Below are 23467 nucleotides of genomic sequence, written 5' to 3'. Positions count from 1 at the left end.
GCCCCGAATTCAACCCAGCCGCAACATGTTCGGCCAGGCGCGCGACCACGGTTGGACCGGATCGGCGCAGCGCCAGATGGTGACGTCGCGGGTGATCCCAGGGAAGCCGAGCCGGGCGTCGGCGCGGCCGAGCGGGCTCACCGCCGCGCACTGCCGCCGGGGTTCGGCGCCGTCGCCGCCGACCCAGACCACGGTGGTCGCGGAATCGGGCGGCGTGCCGAAATAGCCGAAGCCGCGGTTGGGGCTGAACACCTCGGGCAACGCGTTGCCGGTGCGGTAGAAGTCCAGAGCGCTTGCCTGCCAATAGGAGTCGGCGATCACGACGGCGTGGGCGCGCTCGGGCTCGGGCAGCGAGCGGTAGGCCGTGGCGGTGGCCGCGGCCAGCTCGGGCCAGCCGAATTTCGCGTAGACGCTCATCGCCAGGGCGGCCTGTTCCTCGTCGGCGGCCGGTTCGATCGCGCTGTCCGGCTTCAACGGCAGGCTCACCACCACGGTCGCCGCCGAGGCGAGCGCGACCACGCCCGCGACGATCGTCCGCCAGCGCGCGGGACGCCGCGTCCACCACACCGCGCCCGCGGCCATGACCATCGGATAGGCGCCCACCAGGTAGTACGGGCGGGCGTCGGTCGCGGCGAACACCACCAGCAGCACCACCGGCACGACGGCCAGAAAACGGTAGGGCCGCAACGACTCCAGCCGGAACACGCCGAGAAATCCGCAGACCACCAGCGCCAGGCCGAGGCCACCCGCGACGAGCAGCGCGAGCGGGACGAAGGTGAGCCGACCCCCGATCATCTCCTGTTCGGCGGCGACCTGCGCGCCCATGCCCAGCTGCGGCCAGCCGTGCCGGGCCTGCCAGAACAGACTGGGCAGCATGGTGATCGCCACGATCGCCGCGCCCCACCACAGCGCGGGCCGGCGGAGCAGCTCCCGGGGGCCGAACAGCAGCACGCCGAGGGCGATGGCGAGCCACAGGAATGGGACCAGCCACTTCACCTGCATGTCCACCGCCGTGACCACGCCCGCCCACAGCAGCAGATCGTCGCGGCGGGTGCGGACCCAGCGCACGAGCAGCCAGCCGATCAGCACCCACAGCGCGGTGTCGATGGCGTTGGTGGACAACTGGGTTCCCTGCGGCAGCAGGAACGGCGAGACCGCGTAGCCGACGGCCGTCAGCACCTGCGCGGTCCGCGAGCCGCCCAGTTCCCGCGCGATGGCGGCGCTGAGCGCGATGGCGGCCAGCGTCACCAGCACCGCCGGAAGCCGTTGCGCCACCAGCGAATTCGGGGCGAGCAGATCCATCAGCCGGGCGAGGGTGGGCAGCAGCGGGCCCTGATCGGCGTAGCTCACGGTCAGGCGGCGGCCCGCGGCGACGAAATACAGCTCGTCGCCGAAGAATCCGTACCGGCCGATCGAGGCGAGTAGGCCCGCCGCCGCGACGACCACCACCGCCGCCACCCCGGCCGTCGCGAACGGCGGCCGCTGTTCGGCGACTCTCCCTTCCCCCGTCACCGTCTCCACCGTCGTACTCATCGCGCACTCCCCTTTCGCGTAGCGAGATCGAACAACCGGCACACCTCGTCGGTGTATCGGCCCACATCCCAGTCCGGTTCCCGGATCGCGCGACCGGCCGCGCCGTCGATGGTGTCGCGCACGATCTTGGCCATCACCACCGGATCGAAGTCGCCGAACGTGCCGTCGGCCTGGCCCTCGCGCAGTAGCTCGATGAGCGGGGCGATGACCGGTTCCTCCCCGTCGACCGAGGTGAACCGCGGCGTGCCGTCGGGCTTGCGCAGATTCAGCACGACCTCGGTCAGCGCCGCGACATACGTCCGGTTGGCATCGATGAACTGGAGATTCGACTCGAGATAGGTCAGGAACTTGGCCCGCCACCCCTCGGCCGCCTCGACCAACGGCGCCATGAACTCCGCCCCCGAAACATAGAGCTGCACAACCAGTTCGGCCATCAGCTCGTCCTTGCCGTCGAAGTGATACGAGATCACCCCCTTGGAGATCCCCGCCCGCTTCGCGATCCGAGCCAACGACGCACTCGCATACCCGACCTCGGAGATCACCTCCACCGCCGCCGCGATGATCTGCCGCCGCCGCGCCTCCTCGATGAACGAGCGCCGTCGACCACCCGGCTCATTTTCTGGCCGCATGGCCAAATTTTAGATCACGCGGCCATGATTGGCCAGCTCGCACACGAAAAGGCCGCGCCCCCAACGGGAGCGCGGCCTCGCGGACTCGCGTGTCTACAGGTACTGGCCGGTGTTCGACTCGGTGTCGATCGCGCGGCTGGCGGAGGCGTTCTTGCCGGTGACGAGGGTGCGGATGTAGACGATCCGCTCGCCCTTCTTGCCCGAGATGCGGGCCCAGTCATCGGGATTCGTGGTGTTGGGCAGGTCCTCGTTCTCGGAGAACTCGTCCACGATCGAATCGAACAGATGCTGGATGCGCAGGCCGGGGTTGCCGGTCTCGAGCACCGACTTGATCGCGTACTTCTTGGCGCGGTCCACGATGTTCTGGATCATGGCGCCGGAGTTGAAGTCCTTGAAGTACAGGACCTCCTTGTCCCCGTTGGCGTAGGTGACCTCCAGGAAGCGGTTGTCCTCGCTCTCGGCGTACATGCGCTCGACGACCCGCTCGATCATCGCCTTGGTGCACTTGGCGCGGTCGCCGCCGAACTCGGCCAGATCGTCGGCGTGCAGCGGCAGCGTCTCGGTGAGGTACTTCGAGAAGATGTCCTGCGCCGCCTCGGCGTCGGGCCGCTCGATCTTGATCTTCACGTCCAGGCGGCCGGGCCGCAGGATGGCCGGGTCGATCATGTCCTCGCGGTTGGACGCGCCGATCACGATGACGTTCTCGAGGCCCTCGACGCCGTCGATCTCGCTGAGCAGCTGCGGCACGACCGTGGTCTCCACATCGGAGGAGACGCCCGAACCGCGGGTGCGGAAGATCGAGTCCATCTCGTCGAAGAACACGATCACCGGCGTGCCCTCGGACGCCTTCTCGCGCGCCCGCTGGAAGATGATGCGGATGTGCCGCTCGGTCTCGCCGACGAACTTGTTCAGCAGCTCGGGGCCCTTGATGTTGAGGAAGAAGGACTTGGCCTCCTTGGCGTCCTCGCCGCGGGCCTCGGCGATCTTCTTGGCCAGCGAGTTGGCGACCGCCTTGGCGATGAGCGTCTTACCGCAGCCGGGCGGGCCGTAGAGCAGCACGCCCTTCGGCGGGCGCAGCGCGTACTCGTGGAACAGGTCCTTGTGCAGGAAGGGCAGTTCGACCGCGTCGCGGATCTGCTCGATCTGCCGGGACAGGCCGCCGATGTCCTCGTAGCCGACGTCGGGCACCTCCTCGAGGACCAGGTCCTCGACCTCGGCCTTGGGGATGCGCTCGAAGGCGAAGCCGGCCTTGGTGTCGACCAGCAGCGAGTCGCCGGGGCGCAACCGGCGGATCGGCTGATCGGGATCGTCGACGTCGTCCACGTCGACCAGGCGGCTCAGCGGGCCCGACAGCCACACCACGCGCTCCTCGTCGGCGTGCCCGACCACGAGGGCGCGGCGGCCGTCGTCGAGAACCTCGCGCAGCGTGCCGATCTCACCGGTCTGGTCGTAGGTGCCCACCTCGACGACCGTGAGCGCCTCGTTGAGGCGCAGCGTCTGCCCGTAGTGCAGCGTGCTGGTGTCGATGTTCGGCGAGCACGTCAGGCGCATCTTGCGGCCGGAGGTGAACACGTCGACCGTCTGATCGTCGTAGACGCCGATGAGGATGCCGTAGCCGCTCGGCGGCTGACCCAGCCGGTCGACCTCTTCACGCAGGGCGACCAGTTGCTGGCGGGCTTCCTTCAGGGTGTCCATGAGTTTGGTGTTGCGAATCGTCAGCGAATCGATCCGCGCTTCCAATTCCCTTGACCGATCCGGCGAGTCGGCGAGTTGCCTTCGGAGTGCAGCCGCCTCGGCGCGTACTGCCTCGAGTTCCCTCCAGGCCGCCGAATCCGAATTCTCGATGGGGCTCATGATGCTGCTCCTCCCAGTCCCGGTCTATCAACGCTACCGGGCGCGAACCGTTCTCGCTTTCCGACATGGTTTCGTCGTGATCACATCTCGGTGGCGGCCTGCGGCCGGACAACCATGTTAGCCTGCCCTAACCCGTTTCCGACGAGCGAATTTCGCCGGACCGAACCGAAAGGTGTGTAGCCGATGCTCCTTCCCACCGGCCGAACCCGTTGTAGTGGCAACGTCGCACGGACTGTTCGTGTTTCCGTGGCTACCGCGTTCGGGGCCCTCGCCGTTACGGGCCTGGTGGCGTGCGGGTCGGACTCGTCCGACGACGCTCCAGCCAGCAGCACGCCCAGCAGCGCTGTGACCAGCGTCACCAGCTCCGCGACGGGCGCCGGCGCGCAGCCCGCGGCCGCCCCCACACCGGAGTCGTTGCAGGCGACCCTGGCGGGTTTCGTCGATCCGGCCAAGCCGACCGCCGAGAAGGAGAAGTTGATCGTCGACGGGCAGAAGCGGGCGACCAACATCGACACCATGACCCAGGGCCTGGCCAACTACGGCACGATCGGGTTCACCGTGTCCGACGTGAAGGTCGACGGCGACACCGCCACCGCGCAGGTGGTCATCGCCTCGCCGCACGGCGCCGCCCCGGCGATGCCGATGACCTGGCAGCGCGCCGGGTCGGGCTGGCAGCTCTCCGATGCCAGCGCGTGTCAGATCCTGGCCATGGGCAAGGCGCCCTGCCAGGCGTAAATCCCTGAGTCGCTGCACTTTTCCAGCACATCGCACCGCGCGCCGCCGCGCAAGTGCCGACACGCGAACGCACCCCTTCCGCGCAAACTCGTCCGCTTCGGGCGGATTCGGATCGGGGTGCGTTCGCCGTATCACCCCTTGGACGGTCGCCGTTGCGGTTTCGACACCCTCACCCTTTGGACGGCCGCCGTCGCGATTTCGACACCCTCACCCTTTGGAGGGCCGCCGTTGCGGTTTCGGCGGGACCACGCCGTCGGCGAGGCGGCGGGCGCTGACCAGGAACGCGGTGTGTCCCTGCATCCGGTGTTCGGGGCGCACCGCCAAACCCACGACGTGCCAGGGCCGGATCAGCGACTCCCAGGCGCGGGGCTCGGTCCAGCACTGCTGTTGGCGCAACGCCTCGACCACCTCCGACAGCTGGGTGACCGTGGCGACGTAGACGATCAGCACACCGCCGGGAATCAGCGCCTTGGCCACCGCGGGCAGCGCGTCCCACGGTTTGAGCATGTCCAGCACCGCGCGGTCGACCTGGTCACCGGCGTATTCGGCGACGTCGCCGACGGTCAGCGACCAGTTGGCGGGGCGTTCGCCGAAGAATCGCTCGACATTGCGGATCGCGTGCTCGGCGTGGTCGTCGCGGATCTCGTAGGAGACCACCGTGCCCGTCGGCCCGACCGCGCGCAGCAGCGAACACGTCAGCGCGCCCGATCCGGCCCCGGCCTCGAGCACCCGCGCGCCGGGGAACACATCGCCCTCGTGCACGATCTGCGCGGCGTCCTTCGGATAGATGACCGCGGCCCCGCGCGGCATGGACAGCACGTAGTCGATCAGCAGCGGGCGCAGCGCGAGATACGGTGTGCCGTTGGCGGATTGGACGACGCAGCCCTCGTCGGCGCCGATCAGGTCGTCGTGGCGAATCGGTCCCTTGTGGGTGTGGAACTCCTTGCCCGCCTCCAGCACGACCGTGTGCTGGCGGCCCTTGGCGTCGGTCAGCTGCACCCGGTCACCGGTGGTGAATGGACCGGTCCGTCTGGCCGTCATGGATCTCCGTTCTGCTGCGTCTTTTTCCAGGCTGATGCGGGTGTGCCGAATTTGTCGGTGCCCCCGGATAGCCTGCCACTCATGACAGCGCCCGCGACGCCGACCCCGGCAACCCCCACCGCCGCATCCGGCGCGGCCCCGCGCGGGCTCGCGCTGTCGCCCTCGCGCGCAATCGATTTCAAACAATGTCCGCTGAAATACCGGCTGCGCGCGATAGATCGGATTCCGGAGCCGCCCGGCCGGTACGCGGTGCGCGGCACGCTGGTGCACTCGGTGCTCGAATCGCTCTACGGGCTACCGAGCGGCGAACGGGTCCCCGACCGCGCGGACACGCTGGTCACCCCTGCGTGGGAACGTTTGCTGGCCGAACGCCCGGAGGTCGGCGCGCTGGTCCCCGACGGTCCCGAGGGCTTCCTCGACGAGGTGCGCCGCCTGGTGCGCGGCTACTACCGGCTCGAGGATCCGACGGCCTTCGAGCCGCAGTCCTGCGAATCGCTGATCGAGGTCGAACTCGCCGACGGCTCCCCGCTGCGCGGCTACGTCGACCGCATCGATGTCGCGCCCACCGGGCAGCTGCGGGTCGTCGACTACAAGACCGGGCGCGCCCCCGCGATCGGCTTCGAGGGCCGGGCGCTGTTCCAGCTCAAGTTCTACGCGCTGATCATGCTGCGCACCCGGGGCGTGGTCCCCGCCCAGCTGCGGCTGCTCTACCTCGCCGACGGCCAGATCCTCACCTACCTACCCGACGAGTCGGGCCTGCTGGGCTTCGAGCGCATCCTCTCGGCGCTGTGGACGGCGATCAGCACGGCCGGGCGCACCGGGGACTTCCCGGCCAACCCGAGCCGCGCCTGCGAGTTCTGCGACTACCGCGCGCTGTGCCCCGCGCAGGGCGGCACCCCGCCGCCCTACCCGGGCTGGCCCGAATCCGGACCCACCCCGCCCACGCACCCGGGCTGGCCCGAATCCGGACCCACCCCGCCCACGCACCCGAGCCGACCCGAATCCGGACCCACCCCGCCCACGCACCCGAGCCGACCCGAATCCGGACCTACCCCGCCCCCGTACCCGAGCCGACCCGAATCAGCGCCCACCCCGCCCCCGTACCCGGACCGGCCCGAATCGGGACCGGACCGATGAGGTCAGAACGCGCGGCAGGAGCGGATGTCGGTGGCCAGGATGGCCTTGGCCCCGAGTTCGGCGAGTCGGTCCATCACGTCGTTGCCCTGCTTGCGCGGCACCAGGGCGCGCACGGCCACCCAGCCGGGATCGGCCAGCGGCGAGACGGTCGGCGACTCCAGGCCGGGGGTGATCTCGACGGCCGCGTCGAGCAGACCCTTGGGGCAGTCGTAGTCGAGCATCAGGTACTGCTGCGCGAACACCACCCCCTGGATCCGGGCGACGAGCTGATTGCGGGCGCGGTCGCGGCGATCGGCCCCGGCCGCCTCGATCAGCACCGCCTCCGAATCGCACAGCGTCTCGCCGAACGCGATCAGGTTGTGCTGCCGCAGGGTTCGGCCCGAGCCGACCACATCGGCGATGGCGTCGGCCACGCCGAGCTGGATGGAGATCTCCACCGCGCCGTCGAGGCGGATCACCTCGGCCTCGATCCCGCGCGAATTCAGGTCGCGCAGAACGAGATTCGGGTAGGAGGTCGCGATGCGCTTGTCGTAGAGGTCCTCGACCTTCCACTCGCGCCCGGCGGGGGCGGCGTAGCGAAAGGTGGAGCGGCCGAACCCGAGGCTCAGCCGCTCCTGCACCGGCGCACCCGAGTCCAGCGCCAGGTCACGTCCGGTGATACCCAGATCCAGCTCGCCCGAACCCACATAGATGGCAATGTCTTTCGGGCGCAGGAAGAAGAACTCGACCTGATTGGCGTTGTCGAGCACGGACAGATCGCGGGAGTCGGTGCGCTTGCGGTATCCGGCCTCGGTGAGGATCTCGACGGCCGATTCCGACAGGGCGCCCTTGTTGGGCACGGCGACGCGAAGCATGGGGATGTCCTTCCGGAGAGGGTGGGAGTGTCGACTGGGGGCCGTGCCCCTCACAGATGTCGGTACACGTCCTCGAGCCGCAGCCCGCGGCCCACCATCAGCACCTGCACCCAATACAGCAGCTGGGAGATCTCCTCGGCGAGGCTGTCGTCGCTCTCGTGTTCGGCGGCCAGCCACACCTCACCGGCCTCCTCGAGCACCTTCTTCCCCTGCGCGTGCACCCCGGCATCCAGCGCCGCCACCGTGCCGGATCCCGCCGGGCGATTGACCGCGCGGTCCTGCAGCTCGGCGAACAGGGTTTCGAAAGTCTTCACGGGGACCCATTGTTTCAGATGTGGGCGTATCTCCCGCAACCGAGTATCGGGCCGCTCACTCCCCGCGCGTGGGCCGATCGATCCGATACACGACGTGGTCGCCGTCGTCGACGGGATTGTCCGGCCGCATGTGCCCGCGCGCGACGCGACGCATACCGACCTTCTCCAGCACCCGCCAGGAGGCCACGTTGGCGGCGGCGACGGGCACGATGACGCAGTCGGCGCGCGGATACTCCATCCAGGTGCCCCCGAGGATCGCCCGGATCATGGCCGTGCCGAGTCCGTGCCCGATGAGTCCGACCTCGCCGATCAGATAGTCGATGGTGAGCGCCTCGTCCGGGATGTCGACCAGTTCGACCAGGTCGTCCAGATATTCGGGGTAGTCCCACCACCGGCAGCGCTGGACCAGGCCGACGGGCGTGCCGTCGGCGTAGACCACCAGATCCTCCGCGGGTTCCTCGTTCCGGGTGACCGGGCCGAAGTCCCGCTCGATCGCCTCGGGGGTGAACTCGTGATTCCACCAGCGCCGAACGTGCGGCTGGGCGAGCCACCCGGCGAGCAACCCGAAGTCGCCGGGGGCCAGCCGCCGCCAGGTGAACTGCGGTGTCCGCGCTGCGGTCATATCCGCGACGCTACCGCCGGTCCACCCGGCGCGGCATCCGATTTATCCGGCGCTCGACAGCAGCTGTTCGAGTTCGGCGACGGCGATGCGCAGCTGCTTCGCGAACTCGTGCATCTGATCGGCGACCTCGGTCGGCGTGGCCAGATAGATGTTCCAGCGATCCGGCAGCAGCACGTAGGCCACGCCGATGCACTTGCGGCTCGTGCAGCCGAACCCGAAGTACCGCACGTTGACCGAGGGCGCGGAGCTGGTGCTCAGGTAGTCGTCGCGGGTGATGAGCCAGCCGGGGCTGTCGTAGAACGGCATGGGCTCGGTGGCTCCGAGTTGCTCGCCGCGGCGACGCTGGATCAGTTGCAGTTCCCACAGATGCTGTTCGGGCGCCTCGCCGCGCTGGCACTCCTTGGCACGGGCGACGTGCGCGTCGGCGGCCGCGCGGGCCGTGGCCAGCCGGGTCGCGGTGTCGGCGTCCGGGTCGGTCATGGCCTCGACGAACTCCACGATCTGCGGGGTCACCACGCGCATGGCCTCGGTGCGGCCGTTGCGGTACTGCCGGGTGGCGATGGACTCGTAGGTGGCGCCGGTGAGTCCCTTGCTGCGCCGATGCGCCAGCTGGTACGACAGCTGCGCGAAGGCGTCCGGCGAAATGCCCAGTGTCTTGGCCCGATTCGTGCCGAAGTCCTCGAACGACACGATCGTGGTGGCGTTGTCGGCCGCGAACCGCGCGAAATCGGCTGCCGCCGAGGCGATCTCACCGCGCAGCCGCTCGTCGAGCGCGAACTCGACCGGTTCCACCGCGGGCAGGCCCTGCGGCTGCGCGCCCGAGCGCTCGGCGTGCTCGGTCACCGGCGTCGCGAGCAGCGTGTCCACGAACGACAGGATGGTGGTGCCGTCGAGCCCGCAGTGCTCGACATTGATCCCGGCCTGCCCGTCGGCGAACACGACGAACGACACCGCCTTGTCGAACCACCGGTTACCGCTGTCGCCGTGCAGCAGTTGATCGCACGCGTGCAGTTCGTCGCGCGGCGCGAGATCCTCCAGACACACACAGAACAGGGCGGTTTCGATGATCTCGAGCGCCGCCGCGTTGGTCGGATCGGCCAGCAGTTCGGCCCGCACCCCCGCCCAGTGCGCCCGCGCCAGCGTGGTCAGATGACCGGGCGAGGTGTCGACCGGGGCGCGGCGCGCGCCCGCCTTGAGAACCTCGCGCAGCCCGTCGGCGATATCGCTCGGCGCGTGCGGCACGCCGGTGGGCCCGATCACGTCCATCCGGAACATGTTGCCCTGGAAGAAAACCAGGATGTGGCGCGCCTGCGAGGGCCCCGGCCACTCCGGGCTGTAGGGCACCCGGACGGTGTCCTGCGGATCGCCCGGAATGCGCGTCTCGGAGAACAGGAACTTGTTCTGCGCCATCGACAGATGCTGCCCGCGCTGCGCCACCGGGGGCACGGCCTCCTGGTCGAGCAGCAGCTTGTAGTTCACCGCCGCCGCGGTGAGGGCGGCCGCGCGCTCGGCCTGGTCGGCGGAGGTCGATTGCGCCAGCGGCGTGTCGTCGCCGAACAGGAAGAAGAAGTTGGCGTTCAACGCGATTCGGTCGCGGCGGCCCAGATATCGCGCGGGCCAGAACTCGTCGAGCCAGCTGGCGACGCCGGGCTCGGCGTCGAACCGGGCCAGGTCCGCGTGCAATTTGCGGCCCGGGCCGTCGGGCCGTCGCAGATCGGCGAGCGCGGCCTCGGTTTCGGCGTACTCGTCCTCGGTCAGCAGCGGCGCGCACCACCGCAGGAAGCGGGCGCAGCTGTCCTCCAGGGTGGGCAGCGGCACGCGGGGCAACTGATCGTCGAAGGCGAAGGTACGGTCGGTCACGGGCGATCCTCGGGGTGGGTGTCGGTGGGCATACAGACGAACAACTCAGCGTGCAGCCAGCCGTCCGCCTCGAGTCCCGTGGGGTCGATTCCCTTGTCGGACAACGTGTTCAGCACGCGCGCCTGCTCGCCCTCGGAGGCGAAGCGCCGCTGGCGGAAGGTGCCCGGGCGCCGCTCGACGCGATAGCCCAATTCGGCCAGCCGCCGCGCGATCGGCTCGAAGTCGAACATGCGCAAGACGAAGTGTGCCATCCACGGCAACCGGCTGCCGTGCGCCCGTACCACCCGCAGCAGGGTGCGGTCGGTGATGTAGCCGATGCAGCCGGTGGACACGATGAGATCGGCCGAGGCGAGCACGCGCCGTTGCGATTCGGTCGGATCGTCCGTCTCGAGGTCGGCGTGCACGGCGTCGTGCAGCAGGCCCGCGGCGACGGCGTAGTCCAGCGCCGGGGCGGAGGCGTCCACGCCGACGAACCGCACGTCCGGTCGCCGGTCCCCGGCCGCGAGCCGGTCGCGGTCGCGGGCGATGCGGGCGTCGGTGTCGCCGGTCCGGTAGTGCTCGGCGAGGTCGGCGACGGTGGTGTCGAAGCGCAGGAGGGCCGCGTTCACGCCGTAGGAGCAGCCCAGATCGAGCACCGTGGTGGCGTCGCGTTCGTCGATGAGTCGCTGGAAGTGCGGCTTCGCCAATTCCGGGATGACATAGTCCAATTCGGCCATGCGGCGGTAGTAGGCGGCGGGGTCGGGACGGTCGTAGATGTCGTCGAACGAGGCTTTTCCAGTACTGTGCAACGAAACCGGCACGGGCGCATCCTTAATCAGTCGAGTAGCTGATCACCGCGCACCGAATTCTCGGCGGCGGCAACATGATCCGAAAGCACCCGTCCGAACAGTTGCCGGGTACGTTCCACGGTCCCGATGATTCCGGGCCGCTCGCTGTAGGCGAAGATGGCTGTGTGGCGCTGGGTTTCGCCGCTGACCGGCGAGACCCGATGCAGGGAGAACCGCCCCTGGAACAGTTGCAGGTCGCCGGGCCGCAGCCGCAGCCGGCGCGTGAACCGCTCCCCCGATCCGTCCAGCACGGCCCGGACGTCGGCGAGGTTCTCCGCCTCCGGGGTGCGAATGTTGGGGCAGTACTCGAAGATTCCCCCGCCCTCGGGCTCCTGGGTCAGCATGGAGACGGTGAAGGCGTTGGTGTCGAAATGCCAGGGATGCGAATTCCCGGGCGCGACGACATTGAGGCACAGACCCGCCAACGGGTCGGCGAACTCGTGCAATTCGGCCAGGCCGAAGCAGTCGGCGACGAAGCGCTGGAACACCGGACTGGTGTAGAGCACCTGGATCAGCGCCGTACGCGGAATGAGATCCCGTGCCACGAAGGCGTTTCCGCGTTCGAGCACGATGCGCGCCGGGTGGTCCGGCGGCAGTTCGGTGTCGAGGGGGATGTTGTAGGCGTTGACCCGTTCCACGGTGTAGTACGCCCGCGGCGCCAGTTCCGCGCCCTCGGCCCGCAGGGTCTCGAGCAGTTCGGGGCGGATGAAGCCCGGCAGCACCGTGCAGCCGTCCGCCGCCAGCTCCGCGCGCGCCCGCTCGACCACCGCCCGGCGGCCGTCGCCCCGCTCGTCGATCAGGGGATACCGACCGGTATCGACTATTCGAAGGAGCGCCCGCGAGTTGTCCTCTGTCCCATCCCCTTCCGAGACGCACGTGTCTACCCGACCCCCGCTTCCAGACACCATGCCGATCATTGTGACCTCCCCCCACCCCGCGCACGGCGTGTTTGCGCGGATAGTTGGGCAGCTCACAAACTCACCGGTAGTCAGGCCGGTCGGATCTATTCGCGCGCACAATCGGACATCGCGGCCACGAAGTCGGCCTCGCTCAACTCGTTCCAGCGGTCGGCCTCGCTCGCGGCCGCGCCGAGCAGGGCACGGTCCAGGTCGACGCGGTACCGGCCCGACGGCAGCGGGTGCCCGGTCGCGACGAGCCGCGCGGCGTAGGCCGCCGCCGCCCCGGCGACCGTTGCGGCCGTGCCCAATTGGGGCCACGAGGGCAGCGACCGGCCGACCTCGGTGAGCGAGAAGCGGGTGCGCGGGGTGATCTCGGTGCCGACGATGCGCCCGGCGAGGGCGGCCCGGCCGCGGGGATCCCGCAGTGTCTCGGGAGTGATCTCGGTGAGGTCGCCCGCCCGGCCGTGGAAGGGCGGGTAGTCGGGGTCGAGGTCGAAGCGTTCGATGTCCAGGATCGCGTTGTCGCCGTTGTCGGTCGCCATCACCACCGGGATGCCCGCGGTCCGGGCACGGCGGCGGATGTCGACCTTGGCGGCGAGATCGTCCATCTCCTCGATCAGCACCGCCAGCGGTTCGCCGTCGGCGCCGAGGAACGACGCGGCGGTCTCGGCGCGGTAGCCGTTCGGGAACGCGGTGACCGAGCTGTAGGGGTCGAGTTCGAACAGGCGACGTTGCGCCAGAGTCAGTTTGGCGACGCCGATATCGCAGATCGAGGCCGAGAGCCGGTTGAGGTTGGTGAGGCCGAGGGTGTCGTGCTCGGCCAGCCGGAAGCGCCGGGCGCCGGTCAGCGCGCACACCGACAGCGCCGACGCGCCGACGCTCAGGCCCGCGATGCCGATCAGGGCCGACGACCAGCGGCGTTGCTCCGGTTCGTCGATGAGGTAGCGGTTGCGCGCGGTACGCAGCCGCCAGAAGGTCTCCGCGTCCGGCAGCCGCACAATCGTTGCGCGCCAGTCGTATACCGCGTACCGGATCGCGCCGGGCGCGGCCGCCGGGTCGATGGCGGCGAGTTCCTCGCGCGCGGTGTCGCACACGTCGACGAGCCGGTAACCGGAGTCCGGGTCGAGCAGTGCCGCGATCCGGTCCGCGTCGACGACCGGGTCGAGGATCTCCATCAGCCGCCGCTTTCCACGTAGGTGTGTTTGATGTCGTATCGGAATCGGTCGCCGCCGAAGGGGTCCACCGCGACGGCGACCTCGGCGGCGGGGCCGAGAGTGGCGCGTAACTTGCGGTATTCGCCGTTGGTCCGGTCGAGGGTCGCGGTGACGCGATGGGCGATCAGGTCCGCGAAGCCCGGCGGCGGTTCGACCCCGGGACGCATCTCGACACGCAGGCACAGGGTTTGGGTGAAGGTGTCGCCGATCTCGGTGCTCAGCACGAACTTTCCGCTCACCAGAGTGCGGATGACGGGGTCCTCCAGGGCGGCGCGGACGCTCTCCGGGTAGAGCTTGACCGCGTAGAAGCTGGCGGCGACGTCGGCGCGGCGGCGCAGGGCCAGGAATCCGGTGTCCGGTCGAACCTCGTCGGCGGGCAGGCGATGACCGTGGCGGCGCAGCGTCTCCGCCAGCCGCGACGGGGTCAGGATCGTGCCCTCGTCGTTGATGCGGTAGCGGATCAGGGGCAGGGTGCTGTCCACGGTGAACAGGAAGCGGCCGGCGGCGTCGACCTCGGTGTAGCGCAGGCGCGGGTCGTATTCGACGAAGGTCGGCAGCGCGGCCCCGCCGCCGAACAGCTCCTCGGCGAGGCGCGAATCCTGGTGTGCGAGACGGCGGATCGCGATGGTCAGCGGCGTCTCGTAGCCCATGACGCCCGCGTCGGCGGTGCCGTACATGAGGCAGACGCGCCACGGTTCGCCGGGCCGGCCGATGCGGTCGAGGATGTGGGCGCGCCATTGTTCGGTGATGTTCTCCCCGGCGAGCAGCAGGCGCAGTTCCCGGCCGCGGACGCGCGGCCCGGCCTGATCGAGCACGTCCTTGACGAACGGCGGATACCCGGCGAGAACCACCTGGTCGTAGTGCGGCCCGAGATCGGTGATGTCACGCAGGATCGTGTCGATGTCGATGCCGGGCGCGACGACCGAGACGCGATGCCCGCGGTCGCGCAGCTCGAGCGCCGCGCGGTAGGTGTAGGTGCCGCCGATCCAGTTGCCGAGCGCGAAGCCGATCACCAGAAGCGTACTGCGACGGTCGGTTTCGAAGCAGGCGCGGAAGATGCGGTCGTACATGGTCACGCTGTCGGCCAGCGATACCCGATCGCGCGGCCAGTACGTCGGCTCGCCGGTGGAGCCCGAACTCGTCGACCAGGTGCCCGCCCGGGTGATGTCACCGCGCCACAGTTGCTCCGGGAGCGGGTAGCGGCGCAGGTAATTGGCCTTGGTGACGGCGGGGACCGCGGCGAAGTCCGCCGCCGTGCGGATCTCCTCGGCGCGAATCCCGTTGTCGGCGAGGAACTGTCGATAGGCGGGCACCTCGGCGGCGGCCCGGTGGAACAGTTCCACGGCCCGGACCGAACCCACGGGTCCGGCCTCCGTGGCGCACGACGACTCCATCCGCATGATCCCCTCGAGCTCGGGGCCCGACGGCCCTGCTCGGCGAGATTACTACGGCTGCCGCACCGCCGCGGCCGAATGATCCCGACCGGCCGGTTGTCTCGGCGTTGCCTCCCGGCGCGTCGAATTCGCCGCGCGCACAGGCTGGTTCAGGCCACGGTGGTGGCCTTCATGACGACGTACTCGAACAAGTATTCCGCCGGTTCGCCCGCGGGCGCGAGGTTGAGGCGTTCGGCGAGGTCGAGCAGGTCGATGTGCAGGGCCGCGGCGCGCTGGGGATGGTCGAGCAGGGCGGCGAAGGTGGATTGGATGGGGGCGAAGGAGGTTTCGAAGAATTCGATGAAGTGGGTGGGCGTGGGCGCGGTGAGCCGCAGGCGGTGGGTGGTGGTCTCGAAGGTGGAGATGCGGTCGCCGAACAGCCACAGCACGTGATCCTCGTTGGCCCACAGGCGAACCGGGAGCGAGTCGGGCGGCGGCGGGACGTAGGAGGCGAGGGTGGCGAGGATCTCGCAGATCCAGGAGCGGCGGGTCCAGGTGATCAGGCCGAGGGTGCCGCCGGGGCGGACGACGCGGATGAGTTCGTCGGCCACGTCCTGATGACGGGGCGCGAAGACGGCGCCCGAGGAGGAGGTGACGACGTCGAAGGAGGAGTCGGGGAAGGGGAGGTCCTGGGTGTCGGCCTCGACCCATTCGACGGCCACGCCGCGCGCGGCGGCCTCGACCTTGCCGTCGAGGAAGGCGTCGCTGCTCACGTCCGCGGCGACCACCTCCGCGCCGCGCGTGGCCGCGGCGATCGCGGCGTTACCCGTTCCGGTCGCGACATCCAATACCTGGGCGCCCGGCCCGATTTCGCACGCGGCGACCAGCTGCGGTCCCAAATCCCGCAGCGCCGCCTTGGCGAATCGTTGATAGTCCCCGAGCGCCCATTCCGTGCTGACTCCGGGGAAGGTTTTGAAAGCGGTCATGGGTGCCGACCCTTCCGACGACGTGGCGAGCGGTCGTCAGCAATACTGCCGCAAATCAGGCTCGAATCTCGGCATTCCGGCGAAGATGGCCGAGAATCACCGCAGTGCGGCCGCGTGCGCCGCGCGCAACTCCTCGATCGTCAGCCCGATGAGCGAGTCCCGGAAGATCATCCCCGGCCGCTCGGGCACCGCGACCTCACACGGCACCACCAGCACCGCGCAGCCCGCCGCGGCCGCCGCCCGCGATCCGGTCGGCGAATCCTCCACCGCCAGGCACGCGCCGGTCGCCACCCCCAGCAACTCGGCCGCGCGCGCGTACGGATCGGGTGCGGGCTTACCGCGGGGCACCTCGTCCCCGCACACGGTCACATCGAAGTGCTCCCGCCCGAGCGTGTCGAGACACAACTCCGTCACCGCCCGCGTCGTATTGGTCACCAGCCCCGTGGCGAGCCCCGCGGCCCGCACCATGCCCAACGCCTCCCGCGCCCCCGGCCGCCACGGAATCTCCCCGGCCATGAGCTCCACGATCCGCCCCTGCATCCACTCCCCCGCCGCCACCACCTGCTCCGCGGTGGGCTCGATCCCCAACCCCGCGAACGTGATTCGCAACGCCTCGGGCGCCGCCGCCCCGATCAACGCCCGCCGGGTCGCATCGGTCATCTCCCCGCCCAGCTCCACCGAGAGCTCCCGCATCGCCACATCCCAGAGCTTCTCCGAGTCCAGCAACGTGCCGTCCATATCCCACAGCACGCCCGCCAACCCCGTCACCTCGTACGTCTCCACGACTCCCACCCTCTCATCCCGGGCGGGGTCAGCCGGTCTGGGAGTCGAGGATGACGGTGCGGCCGTTGTCGTTGCCCACCCGGAACCAGCGGCGTTCGGATTCGGAGCCGCCGTTCTTGTAGGTGTAGGTGATGGTGGCGGTCACGGTGTCGCCGGATTGGGTGACATTGGAGGCGGAGACGGCGCGGAATTGACTCCAGAAGCGGACATAGGAGTCGTAGCCGCCGGTACGGGACTGATAGGACGGGGACAGGGAGGACCAGGCGCCGCTGATATTGCCGGGGAGCATGCCGTAGTAACCGGAGACGAAGGCCACCGGGTTGGCGGCGGGCGGCGGCGGGGCGACGGTGGTCGTGGGCGGTGGGGTGGTGGTCTGGCTCGGGGTGGGGCTGGGGGTCGGGGACGGGGAGGGCGAGGGGGCCGCCGACGTCGTGGGGGCAGCGGTGGTGGGTGCCGCGGGGGTGGGTGTCTCGGTGTTGGTGGGGGCGGCGGCCGGGGGGACGGCCGCGTTCCGGGTGTCGTTGTTGCCGCCGCGCAGGGCGAGGGCGGCGATGCCGATCACCAGGACCAGGACGACCGCGGCCGCGGCGGCGCCGACGAGGAGCAGGCGGCGACGCGTGGAATCGGTCGAATTCGGTTGCGGCACAGCGGGTCTGGTACCGCCACTGGCCGGTCCGGTGGCCAGGTGCATGGTCTGGGCGTTCGCGTCGCCGGTGGCGGCCGCGCCGGTCGCGAGCACCGTGGTGGCGGCCGCGGGATCGACCGGTGCGCCGGGCGCGGGAAGCACCTTGGTCGCGGTGGGGGCGAGATCGGGGGTGCGGCCCTCGGCGACGGCCTCGAGCGCCTCCTGCGCCTCGCGCATGCTCGGGCGGTCGCCGGGCTCGGCCGCCAGCAGCGCCATCAGCACCGGACCCAGCACCCCGGCGCGCGTGGGCTGGGTCACCTCGGCGCGGGCGACCGAATGCAGCACGGCCAAGGGGTTGTCCCCCTCCCCGAACGGCGGTTGCCCCTCGACCGCCGCGTACAGCGTCGAGCCGAGCGCGAACACGTCCGAGGAGGGTTCCGGATTCTCGCCCCGGGCGATCTCCGGCGAGAGGTAGGCGGGAGTCCCGGCGAGGAATCCGGTGGAGGTGACCGTCACATCGCCGACCGCGCGCGAGATGCCGAAGTCGGTGATCTTCGCCGTCCCGTTGTCGGCGACCAGGATATTGGCGGGTTTGACGTCGCGATGTACGATCCCCGCCTCGTGCGCGGCGGCCAGCGCGGCGGCGACCTTCGCCCCGATCCGCGCGACCTCGCGCGGATCGAGCGGACCCTTCTCCCGCATGAGCGTGGCCAGGCTCGGCGCGTCGACGAACTCCATCACCAGCCAGGGCTGGCCGTCCTCCTCGGCGACGTCGAAGACCGTGACCGCGTTCGGGTGATGCAGCCGCGCGGCGATCCGGCCCTCCCGCATCGCGCGCATCTTCGCCTCGACCGCCTGCGAGCGGGTCAGGCCCGGCGCGAGCAGGAGCTGCTTGACCGCCACGGTCCGCCGCAGGCGGACGTCGCTGGCGCGCCACACGACGCCCATCGCACCGGTGCCGATGGGGTCGCCGAGTCGATATCGTCCCGCGATCAGCCGGTCTGACGTCATGATGTTGTACCCCTCCTGCGCTCACACGCCGAGTCGTCTACCCACTCCGCGCGAAGCCCGGAAACTCGAAAATCCTACGCGTTGAAGTATTTCGCTTCCGGATGCAGCAGGACGAACGCATCCGTCGACTGCTCCGGATGCAGTTGCAACTCCTCCGACAGTGTCACACCGATGCGCTCGGACTCCAACAACGACACGAGCTTGGCGCGATCCTCCAGCTCGGGGCAGGCGCCGTAGCCGAAAGAGTAACGGGCGCCCCGGTATCCGAGCTTGAAATACTCCTGGACGTCGGCGGGATCCTCCTCGGCGACCGCGTGCCCCTCGAGCACCAACTCCTCGCGGATGCGCCGGTGCCAGTACTCGGCCAGCGCCTCGGTGAGCTGCACGCCGATCCCGTGCACCTCCAGATAGTCGCGATAGTTGTTCGCCGCGAACAGCTCGTTGGCGAAATCGGCGATCGGCTGGCCCATGGTGACCAGTTGGAACGGCAGCACATCCACCTGCCCGCGCTCGGCCGCCAGCTCGCGCGACCGCACGAAATCGGCGATGCACAGGAACCGGTCCCGCTGCTGTCGCGGGAAGGTGAACCGATACCGTTGCGGCGCATCGGGATTCGGCTCGGTCAGCACGACCACGTCGTCGCCCTCGGACACCGCCGGGAAGTACCCGTACACGATCGCCGCGTGCTGCAACACGCCCTCGGCGGTGAGCCGATCCAGCCAGTACCGCAGCCGCGGGCGTCCCTCGGTCTCCACCAGCTCCTCGTAGGTGGGGCCGTCGCCGCCGCGCTGACCGCGCAGCCCCCACTGCCCGAGGAACAGCGCCCGCTCGTCGAGCAGGCCCGAATACTCGTGCACGCCAAGACCTTTGATCACCCGCGTGCCCCAGAACGGCGGCACCGCGACCGGTAGATCCGCGGCGACGTCCGAGCGCGCGGGCACCTCCACCGGCACCTCGTTGGCGCGCCGTTCGGCCGCGATCCGCTGGGACCGCTCGTGCCGGGCCTTGCGCTCGGCGGCCTTCTCGCGCTCGGCCACGGCCTCGGGCGAATCCGGATCGGGCCCGCCGCCGCGCTTGCGGGTCATGATGTCGTCCATGAGCCGCAGGCCCTCGAAGGCGTCGCGGGCGTAGTGCACATCGCCCTCGTACACGTCGGTGAGATCGTTCTCGACGTAGGAGCGGGTCAGCGCCGCGCCGCCCAGCAGCACCGGGAACTGCTCGGCCACCCCGCGGGAGTTCATCTCCTCGAGGTTCTCCTTCATCACCACCGTGGACTTGACCAGCAGGCCGGACATGCCGATGACATCGGCCTTCTTGTCCGAGGCGGCGTCGAGGATGGCCGAAATGGGTTGTTTGATACCGAGATTCACGACCTCGTAGCCGTTGTTGGACAGGATGATGTCGACCAGGTTCTTGCCGATGTCGTGCACATCGCCCTTGACCGTGGCCAGCACGATGCGGCCCTTGCCGGAATCGTCGGTGGCCTCCATATGCGGTTCCAGGTACGCCACCGCGGCCTTCATCACCTCGGCCGACTGCAACACGAACGGCAGCTGCATCTGCCCCGAGCCGAACAGCTCGCCCACGGTCTTCATGCCCGACAGCAGCGTCTCGTTGATGATCCGCAGCGGCGGCACCGTTTCCATGGCCTCGTCGAGGTCGGCCTCCATCCCGGCCTTCTCCCCGTCGACGATGCGCCGCTCGAGGCGCTCGAACAGCGGCAGCGCCGCGAGCTCCTCGGCGCGCGACGCCTTGGACGACGACGTCGACACGCCCTCGAACAGGGCCATCAGCTTCTGCAACGGGTCGTAACCCTCGCGGCGGCGGTCGTAGACCAGATCGAGCGCGGTCTCGCGCTGCTCCTCCGGAATCCGCGAGATCGGCAGGATCTTCGACGCGTGCACGATCGCCGAATCCAGCCCGGCCTGGACACATTCGTGCATGAACACCGAGTTCAGCACCTGTCGGGCGGCCGGGTTCAGGCCGAAGGAGATGTTCGACAGGCCGAGGGTGGTCTGCACGTCGGGATGCCGTCGCTTGAGTTCGCGGATGGCCTCGATGGTCTCGATGCCGTCGCGGCGCGACTCCTCCTGGCCGGTGCCGAGGGTGAAGGTCAGCGTGTCGATGATGATGTCGGATTCGGCGAGGCCCCAGTTGCCGGTGATGTCGTCGATCAGCCGCTCGGCGATCTCGACCTTCTTGGCGGCCGTGCGGGCCTGGCCCTCCTCGTCGATGGTCAGCGCGACCACCGCCGCGCCGTGCTCGGCGACCAGCTTCATGGTCTGCTGGAAGCGCGAGTCCGGGCCCGCGCCGTCCTCGTAGTTCACCGAGTTGACCGCGCAGCGGCCGCCCAGATGTTCCAGGCCCGCCCGCAGCACGGGAGTCTCGGTGGAGTCCAACATGATCGGCAGCGTCGAGGCCGTCGCCAGCCGCGAGGCCAGTTCGCTCATGTCGGCGGTGCCGTCGCGGCCGACGTAGTCGACGCACAGATCGAGCATGTGCGCGCCGTCGCGGGTCTGGTCCTTGGCGATGTCGAGGCACTTCTGCCAGTCCCCCGCGAGCATGGCCTCGCGGAAGGCCTTGGAGCCGTTGGCATTCGTGCGCTCGCCGATCATCAGCACCGAGGCGTCCTGCTCGAACGGCACGGCGGTGTACATGCTCGACACGCTCGGCTCGTGTTCGGGCGCGCGGACCGCGGGGGTCACCTCGGCGACGGCCTCGGCCACCTGCCGGATGTGTTCGGGGGTGGTGCCGCAGCAGCCGCCGACCAGGGCCAGGCCGAATTCGGTGACGAATCCGCGCAGCGCGCCGGCCAACTCCTCCGGGGTGAGCGGGTACTCCGCGCCGTTGGCGCCCAGCACGGGCAGGCCCGCGTTGGGCATGACCGACACCGGGATTCGCGCGTGCTTGGACAGATGCCGCAGATGTTCGCTCATCTCATCCGGGCCGGTGGCGCAGTTGAGTCCGATCATATCGACGCCGAGCGGTTCGATCGCGGTGAGCGCCGCGCCGATCTCGCTGCCGACCAGCATGGTGCCGGTGGTCTCGACGGTGACGTGGGTGATGATCGGGATGCGGCGACCCGCCCGTGCCATGGCCCGGCGCGAGCCGATGACCGCGGCCTTGACCTGCAACAGGTCCTGGCAGGTCTCGATGAGGATGGCGTCGGCGCCGCCGTCGAGCATGCCGAGCGCGGACTCGGTGTAGGCGTCGCGCAGGGCGTGGAAGGGCGCGTGGCCCAGCGTCGGCAGCTTGGTGCCGGGGCCCATCGAGCCGAGCACGTAGCGCGGGGTGCCGTACGCGGTCGGGCCCATCTCGTCGGCCACCTCGCGGGCCAGGCGGGTGCCGCGCTCGGAGAGGTCGCGGATGCGGTCGGCGATGTCGTAGTCGGCGAGGTTGGGCAGGTTGCAGCCGAAGGTGTTGGTCTCGACCGCGTCGGCCCCGGCCTCGAAGTAGGCGCGATGGATGTGTCGCAGCACGTCGGGGCGGGTCTCGTTGAGGATCTCGTTACAGCCCTCGAGCCCGCGGAAGTCGTCGAGGGACAGCTCCGCCGCCTGCAACATGGTGCCCATCGCGCCGTCACCGATCACGACACAGCGGGCCAGCGTGTCGAGCAGCGTGGTATCGAACTCGGCGCGAGGGGTCACAGACATGTACTCAAGAGTAAAGGGAGTCGCCGACAGTCCGCCGACCGCTCGGCCGCCGGCGACACGCAGGTTCGGAAGGTTATGCGGTGAACAGCAAGGCCCCGAACCCGTAGGCTGTGCGAGTGAACCCCAGCGCAACACCCGATCCGGAACTGCCGACGCTGCGCGATCCGGTCCTCGTCGCCGCCTTCGAGGGCTGGAACGACGCGGCCGACGCGGCCAGCGGCGCCGTGGAACATCTGGAACTGATCTGGGACGCCGAACCCCTAGCCGAACTCGACTCCGAGGACTACTACGACTACCAGGTGAACAGGCCGACGGTGCGCCAGGTGGACGGCGTCACCCGCGAGATCCAGTGGCCGTCGACCACCCTGTCGGTGTGCTCGCCCCCGGGCAGCGAGCGCGATGTGGTCCTTTTGCACGGCATCGAGCCGAACATGCGCTGGCGCAGCTTCTGCACCGACATCCTCGAACTCGTCGAACAGCTCGGCGTCACCACGGTCGTCATCCTCGGCGCGTTGCTCGCCGACACGCCGCACACCCGGCCTGTTCCGGTCACCGGCACCGCCTACAGCAAGGAGGCGGCCGAGGCCTTCAATCTGGAACAGACCCGCTACGAGGGCCCGACCGGCATCACCGGCGTCCTCCAGGACGCGTGCGTGCGCGCGGGCGTGCCCGCCATCTCGTTCTGGGCGGCCGTCCCGCACTACGTGTCCCAGCCGCCGAATCCGAAGGCGACCATCGCGCTGCTGCACCGGGTCGAGGACGTGCTCGACATCGAGGTCCCGCTCGGGGAGCTGCCCGCCCAGGCCGAGGACTGGGAGGCGGCGGTCGACGAGATGACCGCGGGCGACGAGGAGGTCACCGAGTACGTGCGCTCGCTCGAGGAGCGCGGGGACGCGGCGGTCGATCTCAACGAGGCGATGGCCAAGATCGACGGCGACGCCATCGCGGCGGAGTTCGAGAAGTATCTGCGCCGCCGCGGCCGGCCGGGCGGCTTCGGGCTCTGACCGAGGGCGGTCGGCCCGGGCTCGCTCGGGCCGACCGCAGACCGACCGGTCGGTGAGAGCGGCGGAAGTCGTTGCGACTCCGGCATTTCCGACATACGGGCCGTTTCATCGCGGGCGAAGGCCCTGCGGCCCAGCGAATTCCGCCGAACGGACCCCGAAAGCTACGATGCGGTCCGCACTTCCGAGCAGTCCTCGATCGTCCAGACCCGCGCCGCGGCGTCGTGCGCCAGCTTCGCGATCAGCAGGTCGCGTGGAATCGTCTGGCCCGCAAGGTGATCCAGCGACGGCACCACGACGTGATGCGCGTCGGCACGGCGCAGCTCGGCGGTCAGTTCCGCGAACGCCGTACCGTCCCCGGCGGGCGATTCGTGGAAGGTCGCGGCGAAGCAGAGTCCTGCGGACGCGGCGAGGCTGCACATGGCGTCCTCGAGCTCCTCGGTGTGCCCATCGGCCAAGTCGTCACGCACGTATCCATAGATCAACGCTTCCACCCGGACCTCCGTAGGGACGTGG

At 69.7% G+C, this 23467-nt stretch carries 19 protein-coding genes and 1 pseudogene; 3 read left to right on the top strand and 17 right to left on the bottom strand.

The features are described 5' to 3' along the window. Positions 1-9: 9 nt before the first annotated feature. The 3 genes from ACFYTQ_RS04500 to arc all read right to left on the bottom strand — a co-directional run bounded on the left by ACFYTQ_RS04500 (position 10) and on the right by arc (position 4016). Positions 10-1533 carry an ArnT family glycosyltransferase gene (locus tag ACFYTQ_RS04500; RefSeq protein WP_387357199.1) on the bottom strand — a complete coding sequence of 508 codons (1524 nt, stop codon included), beginning with the start codon at positions 1531-1533 and terminating at the stop codon, positions 10-12. Next, positions 1530-2162, bottom strand: coding sequence for a TetR/AcrR family transcriptional regulator (locus tag ACFYTQ_RS04495; protein ID WP_387357197.1), 633 nt, complete (start codon positions 2160-2162; stop codon positions 1530-1532). The genes ACFYTQ_RS04500 and ACFYTQ_RS04495 overlap by 4 nt, the downstream gene beginning before the upstream one ends. 93 nt (positions 2163-2255) lie before the next feature. Continuing rightward, positions 2256-4016, bottom strand: coding sequence for a proteasome ATPase (gene arc, locus ACFYTQ_RS04490; protein ID WP_387357195.1), 1761 nt, complete (start codon positions 4014-4016; stop codon positions 2256-2258). 246 nt (positions 4017-4262) lie between these two features. Between arc and ACFYTQ_RS04485 the strand changes: the two genes are divergently transcribed. Continuing rightward, positions 4263-4751 carry a hypothetical protein gene (locus ACFYTQ_RS04485; protein ID WP_387357193.1) on the top strand — a complete coding sequence of 163 codons (489 nt, stop codon included), beginning with the start codon at positions 4263-4265 and terminating at the stop codon, positions 4749-4751. A gap of 207 nt (positions 4752-4958) precedes the next feature. Here ACFYTQ_RS04485 and ACFYTQ_RS04480 read toward each other — a convergent pair whose 3' ends face one another. Beyond that, a complete protein-coding gene (locus tag ACFYTQ_RS04480; protein WP_387357191.1) occupies positions 4959-5792 on the bottom strand; it encodes a tRNA (adenine-N1)-methyltransferase in 834 nt (277 codons plus the stop codon). An 81-nt stretch (positions 5793-5873) separates the two neighbouring features. Between ACFYTQ_RS04480 and ACFYTQ_RS04475 the strand changes: the two are divergent. Beyond that, positions 5874-6755 (top strand): annotated as a pseudogene (locus tag ACFYTQ_RS04475) (RecB family exonuclease); the annotation flags it as partial. A gap of 176 nt (positions 6756-6931) precedes the next feature. On the opposite strand, the gene hisG reads toward ACFYTQ_RS04475, so the two are convergent. The 12 genes from hisG to metH all read right to left on the bottom strand — a co-directional run bounded on the left by hisG (position 6932) and on the right by metH (position 21950). Then, entirely contained in the window at positions 6932-7783 is an 852-nt protein-coding gene (hisG, locus tag ACFYTQ_RS04470) for an ATP phosphoribosyltransferase (protein ID WP_387357189.1), read from the bottom strand. Positions 7784-7833: 50 nt separating this feature from the next. Next, positions 7834-8115 (bottom strand): phosphoribosyl-ATP diphosphatase, encoded by a 282-nt coding sequence (locus ACFYTQ_RS04465; RefSeq protein WP_387357923.1) that lies wholly within the window; start codon positions 8113-8115, stop codon positions 7834-7836. A gap of 37 nt (positions 8116-8152) precedes the next feature. Next, positions 8153-8719, bottom strand: coding sequence for a GNAT family N-acetyltransferase (locus tag ACFYTQ_RS04460; protein ID WP_387357187.1), 567 nt, complete (start codon positions 8717-8719; stop codon positions 8153-8155). 42 nt (positions 8720-8761) lie between these two features. After that, the gene (locus tag ACFYTQ_RS04455; protein ID WP_387357186.1) at positions 8762-10579 is read right to left on the bottom strand and encodes a choline/carnitine O-acyltransferase; all 1818 of its coding nucleotides are present in this window, start codon (positions 10577-10579) and stop codon (positions 8762-8764) included. Further along, a complete protein-coding gene (locus ACFYTQ_RS04450) occupies positions 10576-11379 on the bottom strand; it encodes a class I SAM-dependent methyltransferase (protein ID WP_387357184.1) in 804 nt (267 codons plus the stop codon). Before ACFYTQ_RS04450 ends, ACFYTQ_RS04455 begins: the two co-directional genes overlap by 4 nt. Before the next feature lie 14 nt (positions 11380-11393). Further along, positions 11394-12173 (bottom strand): arpA protein, encoded by a 780-nt coding sequence (locus ACFYTQ_RS04445; protein ID WP_387357182.1) that lies wholly within the window; start codon positions 12171-12173, stop codon positions 11394-11396. Positions 12174-12409: 236 nt separating this feature from the next. Next, positions 12410-13480, bottom strand: a complete 1071-nt coding sequence (locus ACFYTQ_RS04440) for a ThiF family adenylyltransferase (protein ID WP_387357180.1) — start codon at positions 13478-13480, stop codon at positions 12410-12412. Beyond that, on the bottom strand, positions 13480-14913 hold the full coding sequence (locus ACFYTQ_RS04435) for a phenylacetate--CoA ligase family protein (RefSeq protein ID WP_387357178.1): 1434 nt from the start codon (positions 14911-14913) through the stop codon (positions 13480-13482). The genes ACFYTQ_RS04440 and ACFYTQ_RS04435 overlap by 1 nt, the downstream gene beginning before the upstream one ends. A gap of 149 nt (positions 14914-15062) precedes the next feature. Further along, positions 15063-15878 (bottom strand): class I SAM-dependent methyltransferase, encoded by an 816-nt coding sequence (locus tag ACFYTQ_RS04430; protein WP_387357176.1) that lies wholly within the window; start codon positions 15876-15878, stop codon positions 15063-15065. Positions 15879-15974: 96 nt separating this feature from the next. Then, positions 15975-16661, bottom strand: coding sequence for an HAD family hydrolase (locus ACFYTQ_RS04425; protein WP_387357174.1), 687 nt, complete (start codon positions 16659-16661; stop codon positions 15975-15977). 28 nt (positions 16662-16689) lie between these two features. Further along, positions 16690-18297 carry a serine/threonine-protein kinase gene (locus ACFYTQ_RS04420; protein WP_387357172.1) on the bottom strand — a complete coding sequence of 536 codons (1608 nt, stop codon included), beginning with the start codon at positions 18295-18297 and terminating at the stop codon, positions 16690-16692. A 74-nt stretch (positions 18298-18371) separates the two neighbouring features. After that, the gene (metH, locus tag ACFYTQ_RS04415) at positions 18372-21950 is read right to left on the bottom strand and encodes a methionine synthase (protein WP_387357170.1); all 3579 of its coding nucleotides are present in this window, start codon (positions 21948-21950) and stop codon (positions 18372-18374) included. Positions 21951-22066: 116 nt separating this feature from the next. Between metH and ACFYTQ_RS04410 the strand changes: the two genes are divergently transcribed. Next, entirely contained in the window at positions 22067-22954 is an 888-nt protein-coding gene (locus ACFYTQ_RS04410; protein ID WP_387357168.1) for a PAC2 family protein, read from the top strand. Between the two features lie 161 nt (positions 22955-23115). Here ACFYTQ_RS04410 and ACFYTQ_RS04405 read toward each other — a convergent pair whose 3' ends face one another. Then, the gene (locus ACFYTQ_RS04405) at positions 23116-23421 is read right to left on the bottom strand and encodes a hypothetical protein (RefSeq protein WP_387357166.1); all 306 of its coding nucleotides are present in this window, start codon (positions 23419-23421) and stop codon (positions 23116-23118) included. Positions 23422-23467: the final 46 nt, after the last annotated feature.

The sequence above is a fragment of the Nocardia sp. NPDC004068 genome, assembly GCF_042874315.1.
Taxonomy (GTDB): Bacteria; Actinomycetota; Actinomycetes; order Mycobacteriales; family Mycobacteriaceae; genus Nocardia.
Note: the sequence above shows the minus strand (reverse complement) of the source record. Positions and strands in the feature narration are given on the sequence as shown.

Bases quoted from the DNA above. Each gene is read 5' to 3' on its own strand.
- ACFYTQ_RS04440 (WP_387357180.1), bottom strand. From the start codon at position 13,480: ATGGAGATCCTCGACCCGGTCGTCGACGCGGACCGGATCGCGGCACTG.
- ACFYTQ_RS04435 (WP_387357178.1), bottom strand. From the start codon at position 14,913: ATGGAGTCGTCGTGCGCCACGGAGGCCGGACCCGTGGGTTCGGTCCGG.
- ACFYTQ_RS04500 (WP_387357199.1), bottom strand. From the start codon at position 1,533: ATGAGTACGACGGTGGAGACGGTGACGGGGGAAGGGAGAGTCGCCGAA.
- ACFYTQ_RS04495 (WP_387357197.1), bottom strand. From the start codon at position 2,162: ATGCGGCCAGAAAATGAGCCGGGTGGTCGACGGCGCTCGTTCATCGAG.
- arc (WP_387357195.1), bottom strand. From the start codon at position 4,016: ATGAGCCCCATCGAGAATTCGGATTCGGCGGCCTGGAGGGAACTCGAG.
- ACFYTQ_RS04460 (WP_387357187.1), bottom strand. From the start codon at position 8,719: ATGACCGCAGCGCGGACACCGCAGTTCACCTGGCGGCGGCTGGCCCCC.
- ACFYTQ_RS04420 (WP_387357172.1), bottom strand. From the start codon at position 18,297: ATGACGTCAGACCGGCTGATCGCGGGACGATATCGACTCGGCGACCCC.
- hisG (WP_387357189.1), bottom strand. From the start codon at position 7,783: ATGCTTCGCGTCGCCGTGCCCAACAAGGGCGCCCTGTCGGAATCGGCC.
- ACFYTQ_RS04480 (WP_387357191.1), bottom strand. From the start codon at position 5,792: ATGACGGCCAGACGGACCGGTCCATTCACCACCGGTGACCGGGTGCAG.
- ACFYTQ_RS04430 (WP_387357176.1), bottom strand. From the start codon at position 15,878: ATGACCGCTTTCAAAACCTTCCCCGGAGTCAGCACGGAATGGGCGCTC.
- metH (WP_387357170.1), bottom strand. From the start codon at position 21,950: ATGTCTGTGACCCCTCGCGCCGAGTTCGATACCACGCTGCTCGACACG.